Origin of the sequence: Alteromonas algae (assembly GCF_049117195.1) — a bacterium.
Lineage (GTDB): Bacteria > Pseudomonadota > Gammaproteobacteria > Enterobacterales > Alteromonadaceae > Alteromonas.
This window is the reverse complement of the sequence record NZ_CP185260.1, coordinates 3,314,360-3,334,765: the sequence shown is the minus strand read 5'-3', so window position 1 is coordinate 3,334,765 and position 20,406 is coordinate 3,314,360. Positions and strand designations below refer to the sequence as shown.

Annotated in this window: 16 protein-coding genes; 7 read left to right on the top strand and 9 right to left on the bottom strand. The window is 44.6% G+C overall.

What is annotated here, in order from left to right:
• Entirely contained in the window at window positions 1-969 is a 969-nt protein-coding gene (locus tag ACOJRU_RS14840) for a diguanylate cyclase (protein ID WP_421132514.1), read from the bottom strand.
• A gap of 204 nt (window positions 970-1,173) precedes the next feature.
• A complete protein-coding gene (locus ACOJRU_RS14835; protein ID WP_421132513.1) occupies window positions 1,174-1,680 on the bottom strand; it encodes a fasciclin domain-containing protein in 507 nt (168 codons plus the stop codon).
• A gap of 207 nt (window positions 1,681-1,887) precedes the next feature.
• Between ACOJRU_RS14835 and ACOJRU_RS14830 the strand changes: the two genes are divergently transcribed.
• Entirely contained in the window at window positions 1,888-3,048 is a 1,161-nt protein-coding gene (locus ACOJRU_RS14830; protein ID WP_421132512.1) for a tetratricopeptide repeat protein, read from the top strand.
• Between the two features lie 67 nt (window positions 3,049-3,115).
• Here ACOJRU_RS14830 and ACOJRU_RS14825 read toward each other — a convergent pair whose 3' ends face one another.
• From ACOJRU_RS14825 to ACOJRU_RS14805, 5 genes are all read right to left on the bottom strand, one after another.
• The gene (locus ACOJRU_RS14825; protein WP_421132511.1) at window positions 3,116-3,955 is read right to left on the bottom strand and encodes a 2OG-Fe(II) oxygenase family protein; all 840 of its coding nucleotides are present in this window, start codon (window positions 3,953-3,955) and stop codon (window positions 3,116-3,118) included.
• A 168-nt stretch (window positions 3,956-4,123) separates the two neighbouring features.
• Entirely contained in the window at window positions 4,124-5,335 is a 1,212-nt protein-coding gene (locus tag ACOJRU_RS14820; protein WP_421132510.1) for a NupC/NupG family nucleoside CNT transporter, read from the bottom strand.
• Between the two features lie 12 nt (window positions 5,336-5,347).
• The gene (gene udk, locus ACOJRU_RS14815; protein ID WP_421132509.1) at window positions 5,348-5,971 is read right to left on the bottom strand and encodes a uridine kinase; all 624 of its coding nucleotides are present in this window, start codon (window positions 5,969-5,971) and stop codon (window positions 5,348-5,350) included.
• A gap of 252 nt (window positions 5,972-6,223) precedes the next feature.
• Window positions 6,224-7,180, bottom strand: coding sequence for a hypothetical protein (locus ACOJRU_RS14810; RefSeq protein ID WP_421132508.1), 957 nt, complete (start codon window positions 7,178-7,180; stop codon window positions 6,224-6,226).
• Entirely contained in the window at window positions 7,167-8,030 is an 864-nt protein-coding gene (locus tag ACOJRU_RS14805; RefSeq protein ID WP_421132507.1) for a hypothetical protein, read from the bottom strand. The genes ACOJRU_RS14810 and ACOJRU_RS14805 overlap by 14 nt, the downstream gene beginning before the upstream one ends.
• Before the next feature lie 421 nt (window positions 8,031-8,451).
• Here ACOJRU_RS14805 and ACOJRU_RS14800 point away from each other — a divergent pair, with 421 nt between their 5' ends.
• Together ACOJRU_RS14800 and ACOJRU_RS14795 are read left to right on the top strand one after the other, a co-directional pair.
• On the top strand, window positions 8,452-11,595 hold the full coding sequence (locus ACOJRU_RS14800; protein ID WP_421132506.1) for a TonB-dependent receptor: 3,144 nt from the start codon (window positions 8,452-8,454) through the stop codon (window positions 11,593-11,595).
• Window positions 11,596-11,781: 186 nt separating this feature from the next.
• Window positions 11,782-12,465: a type 1 glutamine amidotransferase domain-containing protein gene (locus ACOJRU_RS14795; protein ID WP_421132505.1), complete on the top strand. Its 684-nt coding sequence runs from the start codon at window positions 11,782-11,784 to the stop codon at window positions 12,463-12,465.
• A gap of 75 nt (window positions 12,466-12,540) precedes the next feature.
• Here ACOJRU_RS14795 and argR read toward each other — a convergent pair whose 3' ends face one another.
• Window positions 12,541-13,005: a transcriptional regulator ArgR gene (gene argR / locus ACOJRU_RS14790; protein WP_421132504.1), complete on the bottom strand. Its 465-nt coding sequence runs from the start codon at window positions 13,003-13,005 to the stop codon at window positions 12,541-12,543.
• A 224-nt stretch (window positions 13,006-13,229) separates the two neighbouring features.
• On the opposite strand from argR, the gene mdh reads away from it, so the two are divergent.
• Window positions 13,230-14,168, top strand: a complete 939-nt coding sequence (mdh, locus tag ACOJRU_RS14785) for a malate dehydrogenase (protein WP_421132503.1) — start codon at window positions 13,230-13,232, stop codon at window positions 14,166-14,168.
• Window positions 14,169-14,755: 587 nt separating this feature from the next.
• On the opposite strand, the gene ppc is transcribed toward mdh, so the two are convergent.
• Complete coding sequence (gene ppc / locus ACOJRU_RS14780) at window positions 14,756-17,377, bottom strand: phosphoenolpyruvate carboxylase (protein ID WP_421132502.1); 2,622 nt, start codon at window positions 17,375-17,377, stop codon at window positions 14,756-14,758.
• Between the two features lie 233 nt (window positions 17,378-17,610).
• Between ppc and ACOJRU_RS14775 the strand changes: the two genes are divergently transcribed.
• The 3 genes from ACOJRU_RS14775 to ACOJRU_RS14765 all read left to right on the top strand — a co-directional run bounded on the left by ACOJRU_RS14775 (window position 17,611) and on the right by ACOJRU_RS14765 (window position 20,402).
• Window positions 17,611-18,231 carry an FKBP-type peptidyl-prolyl cis-trans isomerase gene (locus ACOJRU_RS14775; protein ID WP_421132501.1) on the top strand — a complete coding sequence of 207 codons (621 nt, stop codon included), beginning with the start codon at window positions 17,611-17,613 and terminating at the stop codon, window positions 18,229-18,231.
• 228 nt (window positions 18,232-18,459) lie between these two features.
• The gene (locus tag ACOJRU_RS14770; RefSeq protein WP_421132500.1) at window positions 18,460-19,005 is read left to right on the top strand and encodes a TRAP transporter small permease subunit; all 546 of its coding nucleotides are present in this window, start codon (window positions 18,460-18,462) and stop codon (window positions 19,003-19,005) included.
• The gene (locus ACOJRU_RS14765) at window positions 19,005-20,402 is read left to right on the top strand and encodes a TRAP transporter large permease (RefSeq protein ID WP_421132499.1); all 1,398 of its coding nucleotides are present in this window, start codon (window positions 19,005-19,007) and stop codon (window positions 20,400-20,402) included. The genes ACOJRU_RS14770 and ACOJRU_RS14765 overlap by 1 nt, the downstream gene beginning before the upstream one ends.
• Window positions 20,403-20,406: the final 4 nt, after the last annotated feature.

The window sequence follows — 20,406 nt, the reverse complement described above, 5'->3', positions numbered from 1 at the left end:
CTAGCGACTGAGCACTTTTATTTTTGAATGCATATTATGGTGCTTGTTGGCATTTGGGAAAAAACAATGTCTGCCAGCACTTTTTGCTTCATATAAGTATTTATCCGCTTCTAACAGCATCTGGTCAACGGCTACTTTTACAGTATGAGGCTTACAGCTAATACCTGCACTTACCGTCACCCGTTTATACTGCGAGTGTTGATGTTCAATATTTAGATTAAATACGCCATCAAGTATGCGCTGGGCAACAATAGCAGCGCCTCTTTCATCCGTTTTAGGAAGAATCACCAGAAACTCTTCTCCCCCCATTCGAATAAGTTTATCGAATGGACGCAGTAAGCATTCGTTCATGCTTTGACAAACCGCCTTCAAGCATTCATCGCCTTCAAGATGACCATAGGTATCGTTAAATTGTTTGAAGTGATCGATATCTACCATAATCACTGAGAGCGGTAAATGATTGCGGCTTGCATCTTTAAAAAGCTTGGGCAGGTAATCATCTAAGTAATGTCTGTTGTAAGTACTGGTTAATCTATCGATATAAATTAACGACTCTAACACCTCGCTTTTAAGCTTATTAACAAGCTGAGAACGAACTCTGTTTGTGAGCGTGCAAGCGCTGATGGGCTTGGTTACGAAATCAACGCAACCTGAATCCCAGCATTTAGATTGTTCTTCGTCGCTGTTCGATGAGGTAACAAACATAATCGGCGGGCAATATCGTTCCGACTCGTGCAAGAGCCTGCTGGTTTCATGGCCGTCTAAATCGGGCATCATGACATCCATTATGATAAGATCAGGTGTATGTTCTCTGCAAAACAAGATGGCTTCATGCCCAGAGCTTACTGCATCGCAATGTGCAATGTCTTGCAACAACGTTTTTAGGACAAGCCGACTGCTTTCTTGATCATCAACGATAAGTATATTGCAATCATCTATACGTTTACCGTTTACACTAGTAGGTATCATGTTTAGTCCAAACAACTGAGACTGACTGTAAGATGATAGTTGATATTACCGTTGAGCGATATTGGATTTAAGTCTAAGGCGCGTCGGCGTTGTAAAACAAAGTCCTCAGTCCGATGTGTATGAAAAAATGTAGGAGTAAAAAGCATCGAAGACAAGACGTGTCATTGTTCGATGCTTCTTACAATACTGCTGCTGTAGATAAGATTATAGCGCTTTTGCAACGTCAGCAGGAAGCAATACCGTGTCGATGACATGGATGACACCGTTACTGGTTTTAACGTCAGCCTTGATCACATTGGCATTGTTTATCATGACTTTACCCATTCCTGCGTTAATCGCCACTGTGCTGCCTTCCACCGTTTTTGCAGAAGAAAGTGCCATGACATCGTTGGCAGTTACGTTACCCGCAACAACATGATACGTGAGAATTTGTGTAAGTATTGCCTTATTTTCTGGCTTAAGCAGCATCTCAAGGGTTCCATCAGGTAGGGCTGCGAACGCTTTGTTTGTCGGTGCAAACACAGTAAAGGGGCCATCTCCTTTTAGGGTATCCACCAAATCCGCTGCTTTCACGGCAGCCACTAACGTCGAGAACATTTCTTTACTTGCTGCGGTGTCTACGATGTCTGCGTGATCGTGCATTTTGTGATGCCCTGCAGTCGCAGTGAAGCTAAATAGGCATACAAGGGCTGCTGAAATAAATTTACGCATAAATTTTCCTTTTTTACTTAGGTTATAGTGAAATTGTTAATACCGTGTTGATTACGCCGTGCCTACGCGTTTCGATGATTAAGTTTTAGTAATGGCATTTTGTGATCGGTATAACAATGACGCACTGATACATTCCAGGTGTTAATAAAATGTGAATTTTAAGTGGTTGCGCTATAATCAATATGACGTTCTAAGCGGGGATGACAGATGTATAAAACGATGTTAATTGTGTTGAGCATGTTTTGTTTGTCGGGTTGCCAATCGACACCCTCGCGTAATGAAGCGCCTGAACGCGCAATATTTGATGACTCACTCTTTCCAAGCTACCAATCTTTTCCTTTAGAAGACGAAGACACTATTTTTGCGCTCAATGACGATGCAAAAGCATTTGTTGATGGCATTTTCAGACCTCTTGAAAACCGTGAAAGAAATATCAACACATTAGTTTCGGCTATCTTTGACCATTCGCAAATGGGGATGCTGTATCGAAGCGGTGCGAACTCAATTGCAAGTACAACGTTTGATAACCGCACAGCCAATTGCCTGTCGCTCTCTATTATGACGTACGCATTGGCAGAATATGCGGGGTACAACGCTACGTTCTATTCGGTTGAGATACCTGAATATTGGACTCGCAGGGCCGGATTTAGTTTTTTAAACGGTCATGTCAATTTACGCGTGGAGGTAAAAGATGACCCATTTATAACCTTCATTGGCCCCAGTAAAGTTGATGTCGATTTTGACCCTCAAATGATAAGAAGCCATTTCCCTCGCAACGTGGTTAGCAAAAAAAACATTATAGCGATGTTCTATAACAACAAGGGGGCTGAAGCGCTTATTGCAAACAGTTACAGTCGCGCCTACCGCTATTTTAAAGCAGCGGCACAGTTAGCACCTGACGTGCAGGAGAGTTGGGTTAACTTAGGTGTGCTATATCGCATGGTTAATGCCTACGAGGTCTCTGAGGTGGCTTATCAATATGCCATTGCCAATGATGATAACAATCTAACAGCCTGGGAAAATCTTGCCATTCTCTATAATTATCAAGGAAGAAAGGAGGCGTCAAAAGAGATTATCGATATGGTTGAATTACGCAGAAGCTCGAACCCGTTCTATCATTTTATTTTGGGTGAGCAGGCGTTTGATAAAGGAAAGGTCGATGACGCTATTCGCTTTTATCATAAGGCACGTAAGCTTGATAGCTCTCGTCATGAGTTTGCTTTTGGTCTTGCAAAAGCGTACCTAGAAGCCGGTGATGTGTCTAACGCGCAGGATTACCTGACGCTAGCCAAACGTTTGGCGACAGATGAACAAGAGAAAAGCCGATACCAATCTAAACTGATCACGTTAGCGGGGCTATCAGAGTAATGGTGAACAGATAAAAAAAAGCCACGGACAAGCCGTGGCAAAATAACACTACAAAAAGGAACTTAACTTATATAACGCCCAGCTCACGAAGGCGTTCTTGCAGGTATGACCCCGCAGTATGACGTTCTGATAGAACAACATCTGGTCGAGGGTGTAAGAACAGCGGCAGCGATATGCGAGATTTTGTCATATCAGCACCGTCTGGATTTACCACCCGATGGCTCGTTGATGGAAAGTATTGACCTGATGCTTCTTGAAGCATATCGCCAATGTTTACGATTAAGTTACCAAAATCACATGGCACATCGAGCCAGCTTCCATCTTTCGCTTTAACTTGTAACCCTGGTTCATTGGCCGCGGGTAGAATGGTAATTAAATTAATATCTTCATGCGCAGCGGCACGAATGGCATCTACCTCTTCGTTACCGTCTAGTGGCGGGTAATGAAGAATACGAAGTAGCGTTTGATCAGAGTCTTTAATCATGTCACCCAACGGCTGACTATATTTGCTACTAATTTCTACCGGAGAGTACTTCTCAATCCATCCCAGTAATTCTGTGGCTAGCGCATTGGCTTCGCCATAATACTGAGAAATCTGTGGAAGTAATGCTTCAGGGCATTGTCCCCACGGATAATAATGAAAATACTCTTTTATGTCTTTTTTCGTAAAACCTTTCGCTACCTCAGAAACACTCTGAGGGAAAAATCCGTCTTGTTTACCTTTGTTATAAAGGTAATCGTTCTTCTGTTCACTATCGAAGAAACCCTGCCAATTGTCATAAATGCCCTGGACCAAAGACTGCTGAATAGGGTGGTTCTTAAGAACACCAAATCCAGTTTCCCGAAGTGATTTAACAAATTCTTCTTGTGCGTTTTCAGCTTGGTAATCAACAGCAACTAATTGCATAACGTTATCCCGTATATTTTGATTGCGGCATTATAAAGGTAGACGGGCTACAGAAAAAAGACGCAGGCGTTGATTCAGATCAACGCCTGCGAAGAATGTGCGTAATTTACATAAACCTGACCGTTTAGTCTAGTAAAAACTTGACCAAATAGTCTGTCTAAAAAAACGTTAACCGAGAGAAAGGAAAATGCCAGCCAGTGCAGCACTCATTAAGTTAGATAAGGTTGCAGCAATAACCGCCTTTAATCCCAGTCGCGCAATTTCTTTTCTGCGTGTTGGTGCCATAGCACCAATTCCGCCCATCAAAATAGCGATAGAAGAGAAGTTTGCAAAACCACATAATGCAAAGGTGATAATGGCCTGAGAGGCTTGAGACAGCTGATCTTGGTTGTCTAAAAAGCTGAGGTAAGCGACAAACTCGTTAACCACCATCTTTTGTCCAATAAAGCTACCAGCAAGTTGTGCTTCTTCCCATGGTACGCCGATTGCCCATGCTAGTGGCTGAAGAACAAACCCCAGGATCCCTTCAAAAGTCACATTTTCATAGCCAAATAGCCCCGCTGTCCAGCCAATGAGGCCGTTGAACATGGCAATAAGCGCTATGAAAGCGAGTAGCATTGCACCTACGTTTAACGCAAGCTGCATGCCTGACGCTGCACCACTAGCAGCAGCGTCAAATACGTTGGCGTAGCCTGCGCTGTCTGCATCTACGTCGTGTAAATCTTCATTTGGTTTAGTCGTTTCTGGCAAAATAATCTTCGCCATCAACAATCCGCCAGGAGCCGCCATAAAGCTCGCGGCCAATAAGTATTTTAGTTCTACGCCCATACCTGCATATCCGGCCATAACAGAGCCCGCGATTGATGCCAAACCACCCACCATAATGGCAAACAGCTCAGAACGAGTCATGTGTGGAATAAAGGGGCGAACTACCAGAGGCGCCTCGGTTTGACCGACAAAGATATTTGCCGCCGAAGACATTGACTCAGGTTGACTGGTGCCTAATAGCTTTTGCAGAAGACCACCAATAATTTTTATAACAACGCCCATCACCTTTAGGTGATAAAGCACCGCAATGAGTGCGGAGAAGAAAACGATAACGGGAAGTACGTTAACCGCAAAAATAAAGCCAAGAGAATTGTTGCTGAGGGGGCCGAATAAAAAGCTTATTCCGTCTTGGCTGTAACCAATGATATTGCCAACAAATTCTGTTGCTTTGAGGAGGAACTCCTTGCCGGGTTCGGAATACAGGACAAACGCACCAACGCTGGCTTGAATGGCGAATGCACCACCAACAGTGCGCCAGTTGATATTGCGCCTCGCCGACGACATCGCTAATGCAATACCTATAAGGAGCGCAACGCCCAGTAAACCTACCATAATTTTATTCCCTTAAAGAAGCGCTTGCTGAATGTGAGACTTGATCACATCAAGTGCAATTTGGTTTTTACCACCTTGTGTCACCACAACATCTGCAGTAAATCGGCTTGGTTCGATAAACTGGTGATACATGGGTTTAACCGTTTCTTCGTATTGTTTTGCTACTGACTCAATAGAGCGGCCGCGTTCTTTAATATCACGCATCATTCTTCGCATCAGGCAGATATCAAGCGGGGTATCGACGAAAATCTTCACGTCGTACAATGGCAATAGCTCTGGGCGCGCCAGTAGCATGATACCCTCGAGAATAATGACAGGAGCGGGATTTAAGCGTTCTGTTTCTGGTAAACGAGTATGTGTTTTAAAGCAGTAGTGAGGGTAGTCAATAGGTTGGCCTTCCCGTAAAGCCCGTAAATGGGCTTTTAGCAATTCGTGTTCAAATGCATTGGGATGGTCGTAATTGTTCTGCTCACGCGCTTCCATAGGCAAATGGTCTTGCGCACGATAGTAATGATCTTCACGAAGCACCTGTACGGGGCGACCTTGTGCAGAAAATCCATTGAACAAATTTTCGGTAAATAATGACTTTCCAGAGCCTGACGCTCCAGATATGGCAATAATTAAAGGCGATTGCATAATAGTATAAAGCTGATTTTATTGGTGCAAAGATACGCGTTTAGCCTCAATGAATCAATGATATATTAAACTGAAAGTGTTTTTTGGATCGTTCTTTGCTAGAACTTTCGCGTATTTTCAATGCATTGCGAGCAATATCAGGCGGTGCGAAAAACCGCCCAAATGGTCAAATTTTAAAGCAGTGCTATTTTGTGCTGCACGAAATGTATGCAACCAGAGTCAATAACCACGCACTTATCCGCGCTTCACCTACTAGTTGCCAATAAATTCTATATCGTCATAAGTAATGTTAGTCAGTGCGTAAGAGTGTTGTTTTGACCGAGAACCTTCACCCTGTGCACGAGGCGGGTAGTAACATTCTTTTTCAGTGATAAATTCAGAAAATACCTCGTCGAGTGAGGCACGAATTTCACTTAACGTTTTATCGAGATTTGCATTAAAGTCGGGACGTTTTCGTTTGGTGTGGCCTAACTCTATAAGCCTAGAGAAACTTTTGTTGGCAAGGTTAACCAGTTCATGCGGCACATCTTTATGCGGTTGCAACGGTTCGCCTGGGTTTTCAATACAAAACCTGACCAATGCGGAATAAAAGCACAACGGTTTGTTTTGCAATACTACGACCGTGTCATTTACACCGTTACTTAAGGTCTTATCCTCAAGATTGATAATAAGCTTTGGCTTTGGCGGCAGTATTTCTTCTAACACGGTATGAGACCGTGTTGGCTTGCGCGAATGCACTGCGAATACGGGCAATACTACTAACGATGCGATAAATGCTAAAACACTTAACTCTAGAGTAAAAAAGGGCGAACGCGTCACCAGATTGAGTGTGATGGTTTGTTCTGCATTTTGCAGCGCAACGGGACGTAGGTGTGTCAGTCCGTCAAGTGTTTCTGGTTTCGCCTTAACACCTTGAACGTCAGAAACACGAATAGGCAGACCTCGTTGGCGCAATTCATCGTTGATTTCGTACAAATAACGCACGACCGCATATTGATTAACCGGTGTACTTAACGTTTCATTGCCCACATCTAAAAATGCGCTGTCTAGACTAATACGTCGCTCTACCTTGTCGATAGCGCTGTGAATGGTGGCTTGCGCCCCCAAGAATTGGCCGATACAAGCGAGAAGCTGGAAAGAAACGAAGAGCAGCACCCCGTTTAAAAAAATGGCAGGTTTTGATTTCATATGAACGTTAGGAAAGGTCATCGGCACATCCCGGTTCTAGAATAATCGTTTTGTAATAAGGTCGGGGGTGTGACATTGCTATCTCGTGAACAATACTTTGCATTGCACAATATAGGTCAGTGTTTCTTGTTTGCATTTTAAGGTACCACTGCATACCACTTACACTGTCCATAAGAGGGGCGATATAGTTTTCAGAGAAACTCTCACTGTCTTCCTCTGCCCAATACGAAGATATAATGTCTACGTCTCCCGCGAGCAATTTTCGTCGCAATTCTTTATGCGTACTGTAATAGGTAATGTCTACCGTTGCGTCGGTTAATCCTAAGTCTTGAAGTATGGTTTTGGGAATAATGTGGCCTGAACGACTACTCGGGTAGTCAAGCAAGCCTATTCGCTTGCCGAGCAGATATTCTTTTTCTAATTTAGGTTTTTCCCGTAGGGCGATAAAGTACGCACTGTAATTGGGGTGCGAAGCAATACTTGTTAGGCCATATATTTGGTCGGCGCCAAATGCACTCACTACGTTACTTTTAACCATCGCAAGGTCGGCGACACCATGGTTAATATACCTAAAAGTATCATAATCGCTCTGGCCGATAATTACCTTTACCTCGCCATATTGACGCTTAATGATTTTATTATCGCAAAGCCTGTCAATCGCCATCTGCGCCATTGTGCCGTCTGTCACATAAACCGAAAACACGTCGGAATTACCCGATAATGCCGTTGCACAGGTTAAATGCTGTCCAGTCTTAGGCGGTAAACTCTCAAATTCAACGACGTGAAAAAAATAGCTCGCCACGCCGCTTATTAGCGCCGCTAGAGTGAATAATAGCCACCTTCCGGTAGCGATAATTCTGAATCTCGTCAAAAATACGACCAAATGAATTAATGATTTATGGGGTGATTTCATCAGTTAATGTTATTTATTGCAATAGGTAAGTTTATTTTAAAGTGTTAATTTATTGTTTTTTATGTATTTTTTATAAATCAGTCTGATTTTTATTAAACGCTGTTTATTAGTTGCACGTGTGTCAAGAATAGGCTGGTCTAATAAGTACCGGTAGCCGACAATAATAACAAGTAAATTAACTTGACCAGTTGGTCAAGTTTTTTATTCAAAATTGGCCACTACGTAATCATTAGCTACAATGAAATTTCTCATGCTGTAATAAAAATGACATAAAGCTCATTGACAATCCGTGCAGTCATGAAATGAAGTATCAGAGGTTGTGTTAGAGATAAATTTCTTCCACGCCGAAAGAATTCTAAACAATAAGGGAAACACACACATGAACACATCAGCAAAGTTCAGCCGCATCGCTGCTGCTGTCGCGCTGTCAATAGGTCTGTCTACCACAGCAATGGCGCAAGAAACGTCATCTGCAATGGAAGGTCGTATTCTTACACCTACTGGCACACCTGCTGCGGGCACTTCAGTTACTGTAATTCACGAACCGACAGGTACGGCACGTGAAGTCGTTGTTGGAGCAAACGGTACGTTCAACTTACGTGGTCTTCGCGTTGGTGGTCCATACCGCATCGTTGTAGATTCAGACCAGTTCCAAGATACAACAGTAAACGACGTATTCATCAACCTTGGTGAAGCATACGGCGTTAACCTTACTCTTGAAGATGCAAGCGATATCGAAGTTATTTCGGTTAGCGGAAGCTCGTTGTCTTCAACAGCATTCGGTGCAACTGGCCCTCAAACTGTTTTCAACCTTGAAGCACTAGAAAATACACCAGCTATCAACCGTAGCATCGGTGACATCGTGCGTGTTGACCCTCGAGTATTCGTTGATGAAAGCTTCAACGACTCAATCAGCTGTGGTGGCGCAAGCCCACGTAACAACAGCTTGACCCTTGATGGTATTCGTATGAATGACAACTTCGGTCTAAATAGCAACGGCTTCCCTACAGAGTATATGCCTTTCTCTTATGACGCTATTCAACAGGTTGCAGTAGAACTTGCACCATTTGACGTTGAATACGGCGGCTTTACTGCGTGTAACATCAACGCGGTAACCAAGTCTGGTACTAACGAAATTCACGGTGGCGTATTCTTCGATTACACGAGCGATTCATACCGTGGCGACGAGACTGTTAGCCAAGAGCGTGATAACGGTGACTACACTGAAAAGCGTTATGGCTTCAATGTTGGTCTTCCACTAATTAAAGATTCACTTTTCCTTTTCGCGGCATACGAGAAGTTAGAAGGTGTTCAGCTTTATGATTACAACGCACTAGGCAACCGTGTAACGCAAGGTGAAATCGACCAGATTTCTGAAGTAGCACAACGCGTATACGGTTATGACGTTGGTGGTACGCCAGGTTCTGCACCAGTTGAAGATGAAAAGCTTCTTGTTAAATTGGATTGGAACATCAACGCTGATCACCGTGCATCACTTGTTTATAACTGGAACGATGGTTTCAGCGTAAGCCAGTCTGACGGCGGTTCTTCGCGTCTTTCTCTTAGCAACCACTTCTACGAGCGTGGCGCTGAGTTAACAACAGTTGTTGGTTCATTATACTCAAACTGGTCTGACGATTTCACAACTGAACTTCGCATTGGTCACACTGACCTAGATAACCGTCAGCAATCTCTTGACGCTGATTCTGGTTTTGCTGAAGCACAAATTCGTACTGATAGCGGCGGCACGGTATACATTGGTCCAGATGATTCACGCCAATCAAACGACCTAAACTACGAAGTGTTCAACTTTAAACTTGCTGGTACTTATTTCTTGGGTGACCACGAAATTACAGCTGGTGTTGAATATGAAGAAACTGACGTATTTAACTTGTTCATGCAGCACACTGTGGGCGAATACCGCTTCAACAGCATTTCTGATTTCGAGCAAGGCCTAGTAAACCGTATTTACTACAACAACTCAGCCGGTACTAATAACCCAGCTGACGCAGGTGCTTCATTCGCATTTGACGTAACTACATTCTACGTTCAGGACGAATTCTACCTAACTGACGACCTTAAGATCATGGCGGGCTTACGTTATGACACTTACGGTTCTGACGACAGACCAACGCTAAACCAAAACTTTACTGACCGTTATGGTTTTGCGAACACTGCTAACGTAGACGGTATTGACCTTCTTCAACCGCGTTTCGGTTTCACATACACTATCAACGAAGACTTAGAACTTCGTGGTGGCTTGGGTCTATACTCAGGCGGTAACCCGAACGTTTGGATTTCAAACGCATACTCTAACGACGGTGTAACAAACATCGGTGTGCGCGAATTCAACATTCCAGGCTTCACAGCAGGTACTACGTCATTGTTTGACCTAGCGCTTACTGGCGAAGGCAACCCTATCTACAACGTACCTCAAGCATTGTTTGACGAAGTTGCGGGTACAAGCCTAACTGATGGCGATGGAAACACTAACGCAACGGCACCTGACTTTGAAATTCCGTCAGAGTGGAAGTATGCGTTCGGTGCAACTTATATTGCCCCAGGTGAGTATGTTATTAACGCTGACGTGATCTATACAGATCGCCAAGATTCTGCAATCGTTCGTGATGCGAACATTGTAGATAACGGTGCAACATTGTTTGACGGCCGTACGGCTTATGACATTCTTAATCCACGTCGCGAAACGTCTGACTTCATCCTAGGTAACGTTACCCAAGGTGACGGTAGCTCAGTAGTATTCTCTGTTGGTGTAAGTAAAGATTGGGATAATGGCTTCGATGCTGCGCTATCTTATGCATACGTTGATGCGGAAGATGCTAACCCGATGACAAGTGCGGTTGCGTTCTCTAACTACGCAAACTTTGCAACTAGCGATCCAAACAACCCTACACCTGCTACATCAGACTATGCAGTTGGCAACCGTTTCAACTTCTCACTAGGTTACACTGCTGAGTTCTTTGACGGTTACCAAACGCGTTTCAACTTGTTTGCAACAGCTAACGAAGGTAAGCCTTACTCGTATGTATTCAGCACAGACCGTGACTTAGCTGACCCGTTCCCATGGGATGGTATCAGCGGTCGTCAACTTGTTTACATTCCTGAAGTAAACGATCCAAACGTTGTTTTCGCTGACGAATCAACTGAAACTGCATTTAACCGTTGGGTAGATGCAAACGGTTTTGAACGTGGCGAAATCCTTGCGCGTAACAGCGAAAGTGCTGATTGGTGGTTTAAAGCTGACGTACGTATCTCTCAAGAGCTACCAGGCTTCTACGAAGGTCACAGCGCTAGCGCGTTCTTCGTAATCGAGAACTTAACTAACTTAATCAACGACCAATGGGGTGACTTCCGTCAAGGCTCATTCGGTGGTGATGAAGTTATTACTGCAAGCGTAAATGACGCAGGTCAGTTCGTTTACAGTGACTTCTCTAGACCTGAAGAGACTATCGTTCGTGGTCCTTCACTATGGGAAATCCGTGTAGGTATTAACTACCGCTTCTAAGCGTAGTTAGCTACACGAAACATAGCGTAATATAATAAATGCCACTTCCCGAAAGGGAGGTGGCATTTTTTTTGACCTTTATTAAATTACGTCCCCTTTTTTATTTAACTTCATGACTTTCTGATCTTATTCCCTGTTTCACACGAACCCATTAACACTACTAGCAATAAATCCAAGGAGGATAAAATGTCTAAGCGTATGTTAATGGTAATGACATCACACGAGATTATGGGCAACACGGGAAACAAAACAGGTATGTGGCTAGAAGAGTTTGCTGCACCTTACTATGCGTTCAAAGATGCCGGTTATACGATAACGTTAGCATCGACAATGGGTGGTCAAGTGCCCATTGACCCCAATAGCCTTACTGACGATGCCATGACTGACGATGCAAAGCGTTATGCTAAGGACGAGGTTGCACGCAGTGCTGTTTCATCGACTATCCCGCTTGAAGACGTTCGCGAAGAAGAATTCGACGCAGTGTTCTACCCCGGTGGCCACGGCCCGTTGTGGGATTTGTCAGACAATGAATATTCAATTGCATTAATTGAAGCAATGATTGCGTCTAACAAGCCTGTTGGTGCGGTGTGTCATGCGCCCATCGTGCTTAAAGACGTTACGCTGCCAAATGGCGAGCACCTAGTGAAGGGGAAATCGGTAACTGGCTTTTCCAATAGTGAAGAAGCGGCGATGGAACTGACCAACGTTGTGCCATATCTTGTGGAAGATGAACTGGTTAAAAAAGGTGGGAATTACGAAAGCGCCGACGACTTTGCGGTAAAGGTCTGTTCTGATGGGTTGTTAGTGACGGGGCAAAACCCACCATCATCAAAGCCAGCGGCTGAAGCCCTTATTAAATTGTTAGCGTAAACCTAGCATTAAGTAACAAAAAAGCCGCACAACGTGCGGCTTTTTATCGTTGGGCGACCAGGTCAAATAGCGTTTTTATACGTTTTCGAACAGGTCTTCTACACGCTGTCGCAGTTCTTCTATATTCGACACATCAGCAGGAGCAATAAATATTGTGTCATCGCCTGCTATTGTACCTAATACGCCGTCTTTCTTACTCAGTGAATCGAGTAAACGGGCAATAAGTTGAGCCGCGCCGGGACTTGTTCTAATAATTACCATTACGTTGTTATGAACAATGTCGAGGACCAATTGCTTAAGCGGGCTTTTAGCCGTCGGCATGCCTAGCTCTGGTGGCAGGCAATACACCATGTCGCCCCGCGCATTTCGCGTGCGTACTGCGCCGAATTTACTCAACATTCGTGATATTTTAGACTGGCTAATGTTGTCAAAACCTTGCGTTTTTAGCGCTTCAACAATTTCGCCTTGTGAACCATAGCTTTCTGCTTTAAGTATTTCTTTAAAAGCTTTAATGAGTTGTTCTTGTTTTACGTTTGCCATTAGCGCTCTTTTTCTATTGTTAGGGTATAATGGTAGGCAGTGTAAATGCTGTCTTTTAGTAGACTTTACGCATTTTGCTTGCATAAACATTCATTATAATGAATATCGTGTAAAAATCATCATAAATAACGTCAATAAGACTATCCGGTGATTGAGTTTTCCCACGCGTTGCATTAGTGTGACGTTCCGTTTAAATACGTGAGTAATCCCATAGGAGAAATGGTATGAAAGTAGCCGTGTTAGGTGCTGCAGGTGGTATTGGTCAAGCGCTGTCTTTGTTGTTGAAAACACAATTGCCAGCAGGTTCAGAATTAGCGCTTTATGATGTAGCGCCAGTTGTTCCAGGTGTTGCTGTTGATTTGAGTCACATCCCCACTGCGGTAAAAGTAACCGGTCACGGTAAAGATGACCTTGCTGATGCATTAACAGGGTGTGACGTTGTTCTTATCCCTGCAGGTGTGCCGCGTAAGCCAGGTATGGATCGTTCAGATCTGTTCAACATCAACGCTGGTATTGTTAAGAACCTTATTGAAGGTGTTGCTGACAATTGCCCAGACGCGTGTGTTGGAATCATCACCAACCCAGTTAATACAACTGTTGCTATCGCTGCAGAAACGCTGAAAGCAAAAGGCGTTTATAACAAAAACAAACTTTTCGGTGTAACGACGCTTGACGTTATCCGCGCTGAAACTTTTGTTGCTGAGCTTAAAGGTGTAGATGTATCTTCGGTACACGTACCGGTAATCGGCGGTCACTCTGGTACAACTATCCTTCCTCTTCTTTCACAAGTTGAAGGTGTTGAGTTTACTGACGAAGAAGTTGCAAGCCTTACTACTCGTATCCAAAATGCAGGTACTGAAGTAGTTGAAGCAAAAGCTGGCGGCGGCTCTGCTACTCTTTCTATGGGTCAAGCAGCAGCACGTTTCTGTTTGTCTCTCGTTGCAGCAATGCAAGGTGAGAACGTGGTTGAGTACACTTACGTTCAAACTGACGAGAGTGACGATGCAGCATTCTTCGCACACCCAGTTCGCTTAGGTGCAAACGGTGTTGAAGAAATCTTGCCATACGGCGAGCTAAGCGCATTTGAAGAAAAAGCGAAAAACGACATGCTTGAAGGCCTACGTGGCGACATCAAGCTAGGCGTTGACTTCGTAAACGGCTAATAGGCTGTTGGCGGATGCGCTGCATCCGCCGAATAGAGGCTGGATACGTAAGGCCTACACAGGCATGCCGAGATTCCATACATGGAAGCTTGGCTGTAGCATTCATGCTGCAGACAGTCTGTTCGACCTTACGTATCCAGCCTTTTTGTTACACCTCGAAGGCTTAGCCGTCGCATCCTTGTGCGGACTTTTGAGGGAGCGTAAGCCTGTTTACGACAACACTACCAGTTTTAAGCGCTCTTTAATGTGGTAACAAGCACTCAGTTTCAATCGTTGTCTCGTTCACTTCTTTTAGTCATTCATTCCACCAGATACTGCTTCTATTTCGTAAGTATTCATCTCCTGCATAATAATGTCCTCAATGATTTATGAGTTTGTATTTTTTACTGCAAGTACACGCCTAACGATATACTGGGGGACACTAGAGGGTAACTGTCCCGGGTGAGGCAGTCAGACGCTTAGCGCTCAAAAAGTACGTTAACGCTTCACAATCCTATAGAACGATAGAGAAATAGAGCGGGTGCTTAAAAAAGGTATAAAAAAACCCGCGTTGAACGCGGGTTTTTATTTACACTGACTACGGTTTATTAACCGGTATTACGCATACCGGTTGCAATACCCGTGATGGTTACCATCATGGCGCGCTCTAAGCTTGTGTTCTGTGCATCGTCACCAGCTTTACGGATACGGTCGAGAAGTTCAATCTGAAGATAATGAAGAGGCTGCAGGTACGCTGCGCGTATCTCCATCGACTCTTTACCTTGCGGGTCGTTCTTCATAATGTCGTCGTCGCCGGTAATAGCAAGTAGCGATGAAATGCTCTCTTTTAACTCAGTGCGTAATGCTTCACCAAAATGTTTCAGCTCTTCAGGCACAAGACGCTCATCGTAGGCTTCACTGATGCGCGGATCAGCCTTGTGGAAAACCATGTCTAGCATAGATAAGCGCGAACGATAAAATGGCCATTCGCTGAACATTTCGTTGACTACTTTCTCGTTTTCCGGCGTTTTAATGCTGTCTATCGCACGCATTACGCCTAACCAACTTGGCAGTACCAAACGGGTTTGTGCCCAAGCGAAAATCCACGGAATAGCGCGTAGGCTTTCAATACCACCTTGAGGTTTGCGCTTCGCAGGGCGGCTGCCTAGAGGCAGTTTACCCAGCTCTTGCTCTGGTGTAGCTACACGGAAATACGGAACAAACTCTTTGTCATGACGCACGGTAGCACGGTAGTTATCACGTCCTTGCCCCGCCATGGTGGTGATAAGTTCACGCCATTCTTGTTTCGGTGCTGGTGGTGGGAACAACATTGCTTCGATAATGGCGCTGGCATAGATACCCAAACTGCGTTTCGCTAATTTCGGCATACCAAACTTATAACGAATAGTTTCACCTTGTTCTGTTACGCGGAATCCACCTTCTAACGAACCTGGAGGCTGTGAGTAAATAGCCGCGTGCGCAGGTAGGCCACCACGACCAATTGTACCGCCACGCCCGTGGAAAAGCGTTAACGATACATCGTATTCTTCTGCAATTGCCACCAATGCCTCTTGCGATTGGTACTGTGCCCAGCCAGCTGCTAACGCGCCAGCATCTTTCGCAGAGTCAGAATAGCCTATCATGACAAATTGACGGCCTTTTACATATCCACGATACCAGTCTATCGACAGTAGTTTACGCATGACGTCTGGAGAGTTATTTAAATCGTCTAGCGTTTCAAAAAGCGGTGCTACAGGCATAGGCCAGTCAACGCCACTTTCTTTCAATAGAAGTTGAACCGCCAATACATCTGATGGCTCACTTGCCATTGAGATGATATATATGCCAAATCCATGTTTACTGTGTTTGGCAACCACTTTACACGTATTGAGTACTTCTTTTACATCGTCTGATGCATCCCATTGCGCAGGGAAAAGTGGGCGTTTTGAACCTAGCTCACGAAGCAAAAATGCTTGTTTATCCGCTTCGCTCCACTGCGCGTAATCGCCAAGGCCTAAATAACGCGTAAGCTCGCTGAATACATCAGAATGACGTTCTGAATCTTGACGTACGTCTAATCGAAGAAGGTGGATGCCGAACACATTAGCACGACGAATAGTGTCTAAGAGTAAGCCGTTTGCGACAACCTGCATCCCACAATCAATGAGTGATTGGTGGCATAGCAACAAGGCATCTATGAGTTCTTCATTGCTTTCGATCCAGTTTGAGGTATCTGGATTGTTACCCGCTAAGTAGTCTGCAATGCCATCACGCGTGGCAACAAAGCGCTCTACCAACGGACGTAATAGCGCGCGGTATGGTTCGTTTGCGTCACCCACTTTTTCGCGAAGTGCGTCGTTGCAATCGTACATCGACAGCTCTACTTGTAGACGGTCTAGGTCGATAGCAAACAACTTAGCGGCACGTTTGCGCGCAAGTAATAATACTTGTTCGGTTACTTTTGATGTCACGAAGGGATTACCATCGCGGTCGCCGCCCATCCAAGAGCTAAATTGCACTGGCGCCGCGTCAAGCGGAAGTGAGATGTCGTAATCTTGGTTTAGTCGGCCATCAAGCTCTCTTAAGAAATCGGGTACGGCTTCCCACAATGAGTTTTCTATTACTGAGAAACCCCAGCGTGCTTCATCTACTGGAGTAGGGCGTACCGAACGAATCTCTTCAGTGTGCCACGCCTGCGCAATAAGGTCGGCAATACGCGTTTCTACCTTCATGCGCTCAACATCGTTAAGTGACTCTTGGTGTACCGCCTGAAGGCAGCTAGCGAGTTCTTTATGCTTATGAATAAGCGTGCGGCGCGTGACTTCCGTTGGGTGAGCGGTAAGAACGAGGTCGATATTAAGTTTACCTACTGCTTCTTGTACTTTCTCAGCAGTAAGTTCAGCTTTGTCTAAATGTTCAAAAAGCGCATCAATAGAGGCATCAACATTCATTGCGCTGGTATATTCTTGCTCGGCAATGTTGCCTAAATTTAGAAATTGGGCAAAAGCACGACCTACGGTAAGCAAGTCATCGTCGGACATCGTTTTGAAAGTTTCTTTCAGTTCTTCACTGCAAGATGTATCACCTTGGTACGACGCGCGGCCGTCTTTTCTGATCTTTTCAATCTTTTCTAACCACTCGTTACCTAACTGGTTTTGAATGGTTTCACCAAGGGTCTTTCCAAGGTACCGAACGGTATCTTTTAGTTCAGCATCGTAATGTGTTTGCATGCTATCCTCCTAAATATATGGCCTTAACCATACTGTGTCGTGAGCGGCTTGTCTAACCACTTTCAGTTATAATTTACAACAATTTGGTACTTTTAGGCCTGCTTGACCAATGCGCAAAGCAAGATTTTTTCTGGTGTGATACACTCCCGCACCGGAAAATGCAGAAACAAAATCGAAAAGAGCGATTTGTTTGAAATTTGTACTGCATTTGTAATTTACTTTCAGGAGTTCTTGTGACTGATACATTCAATACGGTAGAAACCCAAGCAAGTTACGGCATTGGTTTTCAAATGGGTCAACAACTACAATCAAATCCTTTTGAAGGATTAGCTATTGATGCGGTAGTTGCCGGTTTAAAAGATGCGTTCTCAGGTTCTGCACCTCAAATCGATAACGACACGCTTCGTGATGCATTTGGTGAGATCCACAACCGTATGCAAGCTGAAAAAGAAGAAGCAAGCAAAGCGGTTATCGAAGAAGGCAACGTATTCTTAGCAGATAACGCAAAGCGTGACGAAGTAAACGTCACTGAGTCTGGTTTACAGTATGAAGTACTTGCAGAAGGCGACGGTGAAACACCTGTTCCTGCTAGCACAGTACGTGTTCATTACCACGGTACACTAATTAACGGCACCACATTCGACAGCTCTTACGAGCGCGGTCAACCGGCTGAGTTCCCAGTTGGTGGTGTAATCAAAGGTTGGACAGAAGCCCTACAACTTATGAAAGTTGGTGGTAAATTGCGTATATACGTACCACACGACCTTGCGTATGGCGAACAAGGTGCAGGCGCAGCTATTGCCCCTTACAGCACGCTAATCTTCGATGTTGAATTGCTTGATATACTAGGTTAATTCCGCATCATGCAAGTAAGCAGGCATACCTGCTTACTTGTTTTATTTGTTTTCTCTCCCCCTGGTTTATCGCCGTCTTAAAAGGCTTCTCGCCTTGGTTACAAAAAAAATCGCTACCTTGTTTTCTCATCTCACTATTTTTTATGCAAAGCATTGGCAAACAAATAGAAACTCATTACTCTAGCGGTATGTAAAAAAACTGTTAAGTAAAGTGGAAGGGTCGTCAGTATGGCGCTTGCCAGTAGTAATGAATCTCCAACGTCAATGCACCAGATGCCGCTTTCGGTCATTGATAAATGCAATGCGTTTATATTTCAGGCAGTCAGTGCGGCCACACTATTGATGGTTATCGTGACGTTTTCTATTGTTGTACTGCGTTATGGGTTTAATAGCGGCTGGATAGCGCTTCAAGAATCGGTAATGTATCTCCACAGTATTGTCTTTATGCTTGGTATGGCTTACACGCTGCGTGCAGACGGTCATGTTCGTGTTGATGTGCTTTATCGAAACTGGTCGCTTGTGCGAAAAGCGTGGGTTAACGTGGTTGGCACAATGCTTTTCCTGATGCCGTTGACCATTGTTGTGATTATTTACAGTTTCTCTTATGTAAGCGAATCATGGCGCCTACTTGAAGGTTCAAAAGAGGCTGGTGGTCTCCCCTTAGTGTTCATTCTTAAATCCCTTATCATTGTGATGACGGTACAGCTACTGTTACAAGGCGTATCTGACATAATACGTAATGTTCGTATTATTAAGCAGGGAGAGCAGGGCTAATGGAATGGATGGCTATTGTTCTTTTCCTGTGTGTGTGCGGCGCACTCATGTTTGGTTTTCCTGTGGCATTCACATTGGCGGGTACCTCGCTTATTTTCGCAGGGCTAGGGTATGTTGTTGGTGCATTTGACCCCAGTTATCTCAACGCGTTGCCAAGTCGGTTTTACGGCATTCTTACTAATCAAACCCTTATTGCTGTTCCGCTTTTCGTTTTTATGGGCGTGGTGCTAGAAAAGTCGAAAGTCGCCGAGAATTTGCTGCTTGCTATGTCGTCGTTAATGGGGCGATATCAATCAGGAATGGCCGTTTCAGTAGTCATAGTAGGCATGTTATTGGCGGCGAGTACCGGAATTGTTGGCGCTACCGTAGTGACGATGGGGTTGTTGTCATTACCCGCAATGCTCAATCGAGGTTACAGCCCTTCTTTTGCGACAGGCACTATTTGCGCAACGGGTACGCTAGGGCAAATTATTCCGCCTTCTATCGCCCTCGTATTGCTTGGCGATGTACTTTCAAGTGCATATCAAAAAGCGCAATTGTCGATGGGGATTTTCTCTCCTGACTCGGTATCTGTTGGCGACTTATTTGTTGGGGCGCTACTTCCAGGCCTACTACTTGTTGCGCTCTATCTTATCTACGTTATTTTCCTCAGTAATATCTCTGGTATGAAAGAGGTAAGTACTTACTCTGAGGTGCAGGCCACTCTTTCTGAAGACGATAAAGACGATACGCCATCGTTACTGCATGCTCTTGTTCCGCCGCTTGTTTTAATTTTGCTCGTGTTAGGGTCGATACTTAGCGGGTATGCGACGCCTACAGAAGCAGCCGGTGTGGGAGCGATGGGCGCATTAGTGCTTGCGCTCACGCAGCGTAAACTTACGCGGCATGTGTTGAAAAGCGCCATGCAAGACACGACAAAAATTACCTGCATGGTCTTTATGATCCTGATTGGGGCATCTGTATTTTCCTTAGTTTTTCGAGGGTTTGGCGGAGAGCACCTTGTACAAACGTTTTTAACTAACTTACCCGGTGGCGTTATTGGCGCCATGTGTTTGGTCATGCTGTTAGTATTCGTGCTAGGTTTTATCTTGGACTTTATCGAGATAACGTTTGTTGTGGTTCCCATTGTTGCGCCTATCTTATTGGCGATGGGATTAGACCCAGTATGGTTAGGTATTATGCTAGCCGTAAACCTTCAAACCTCGTTCCTTACGCCTCCGTTTGGCTTTGCGTTGTTTTATTTAAGAGGTGTTGCGCCACCTGAGGTAAAAACGTCAGATATTTATCGTGGGGTGATGCCGTTTATTGCTATCCAGCTATTATTACTGTTAGCCCTTGCCATATGGCCGGAACTCGCCACATGGCTGCCAGATATTGTATATAACTCATCGAGATAACCAT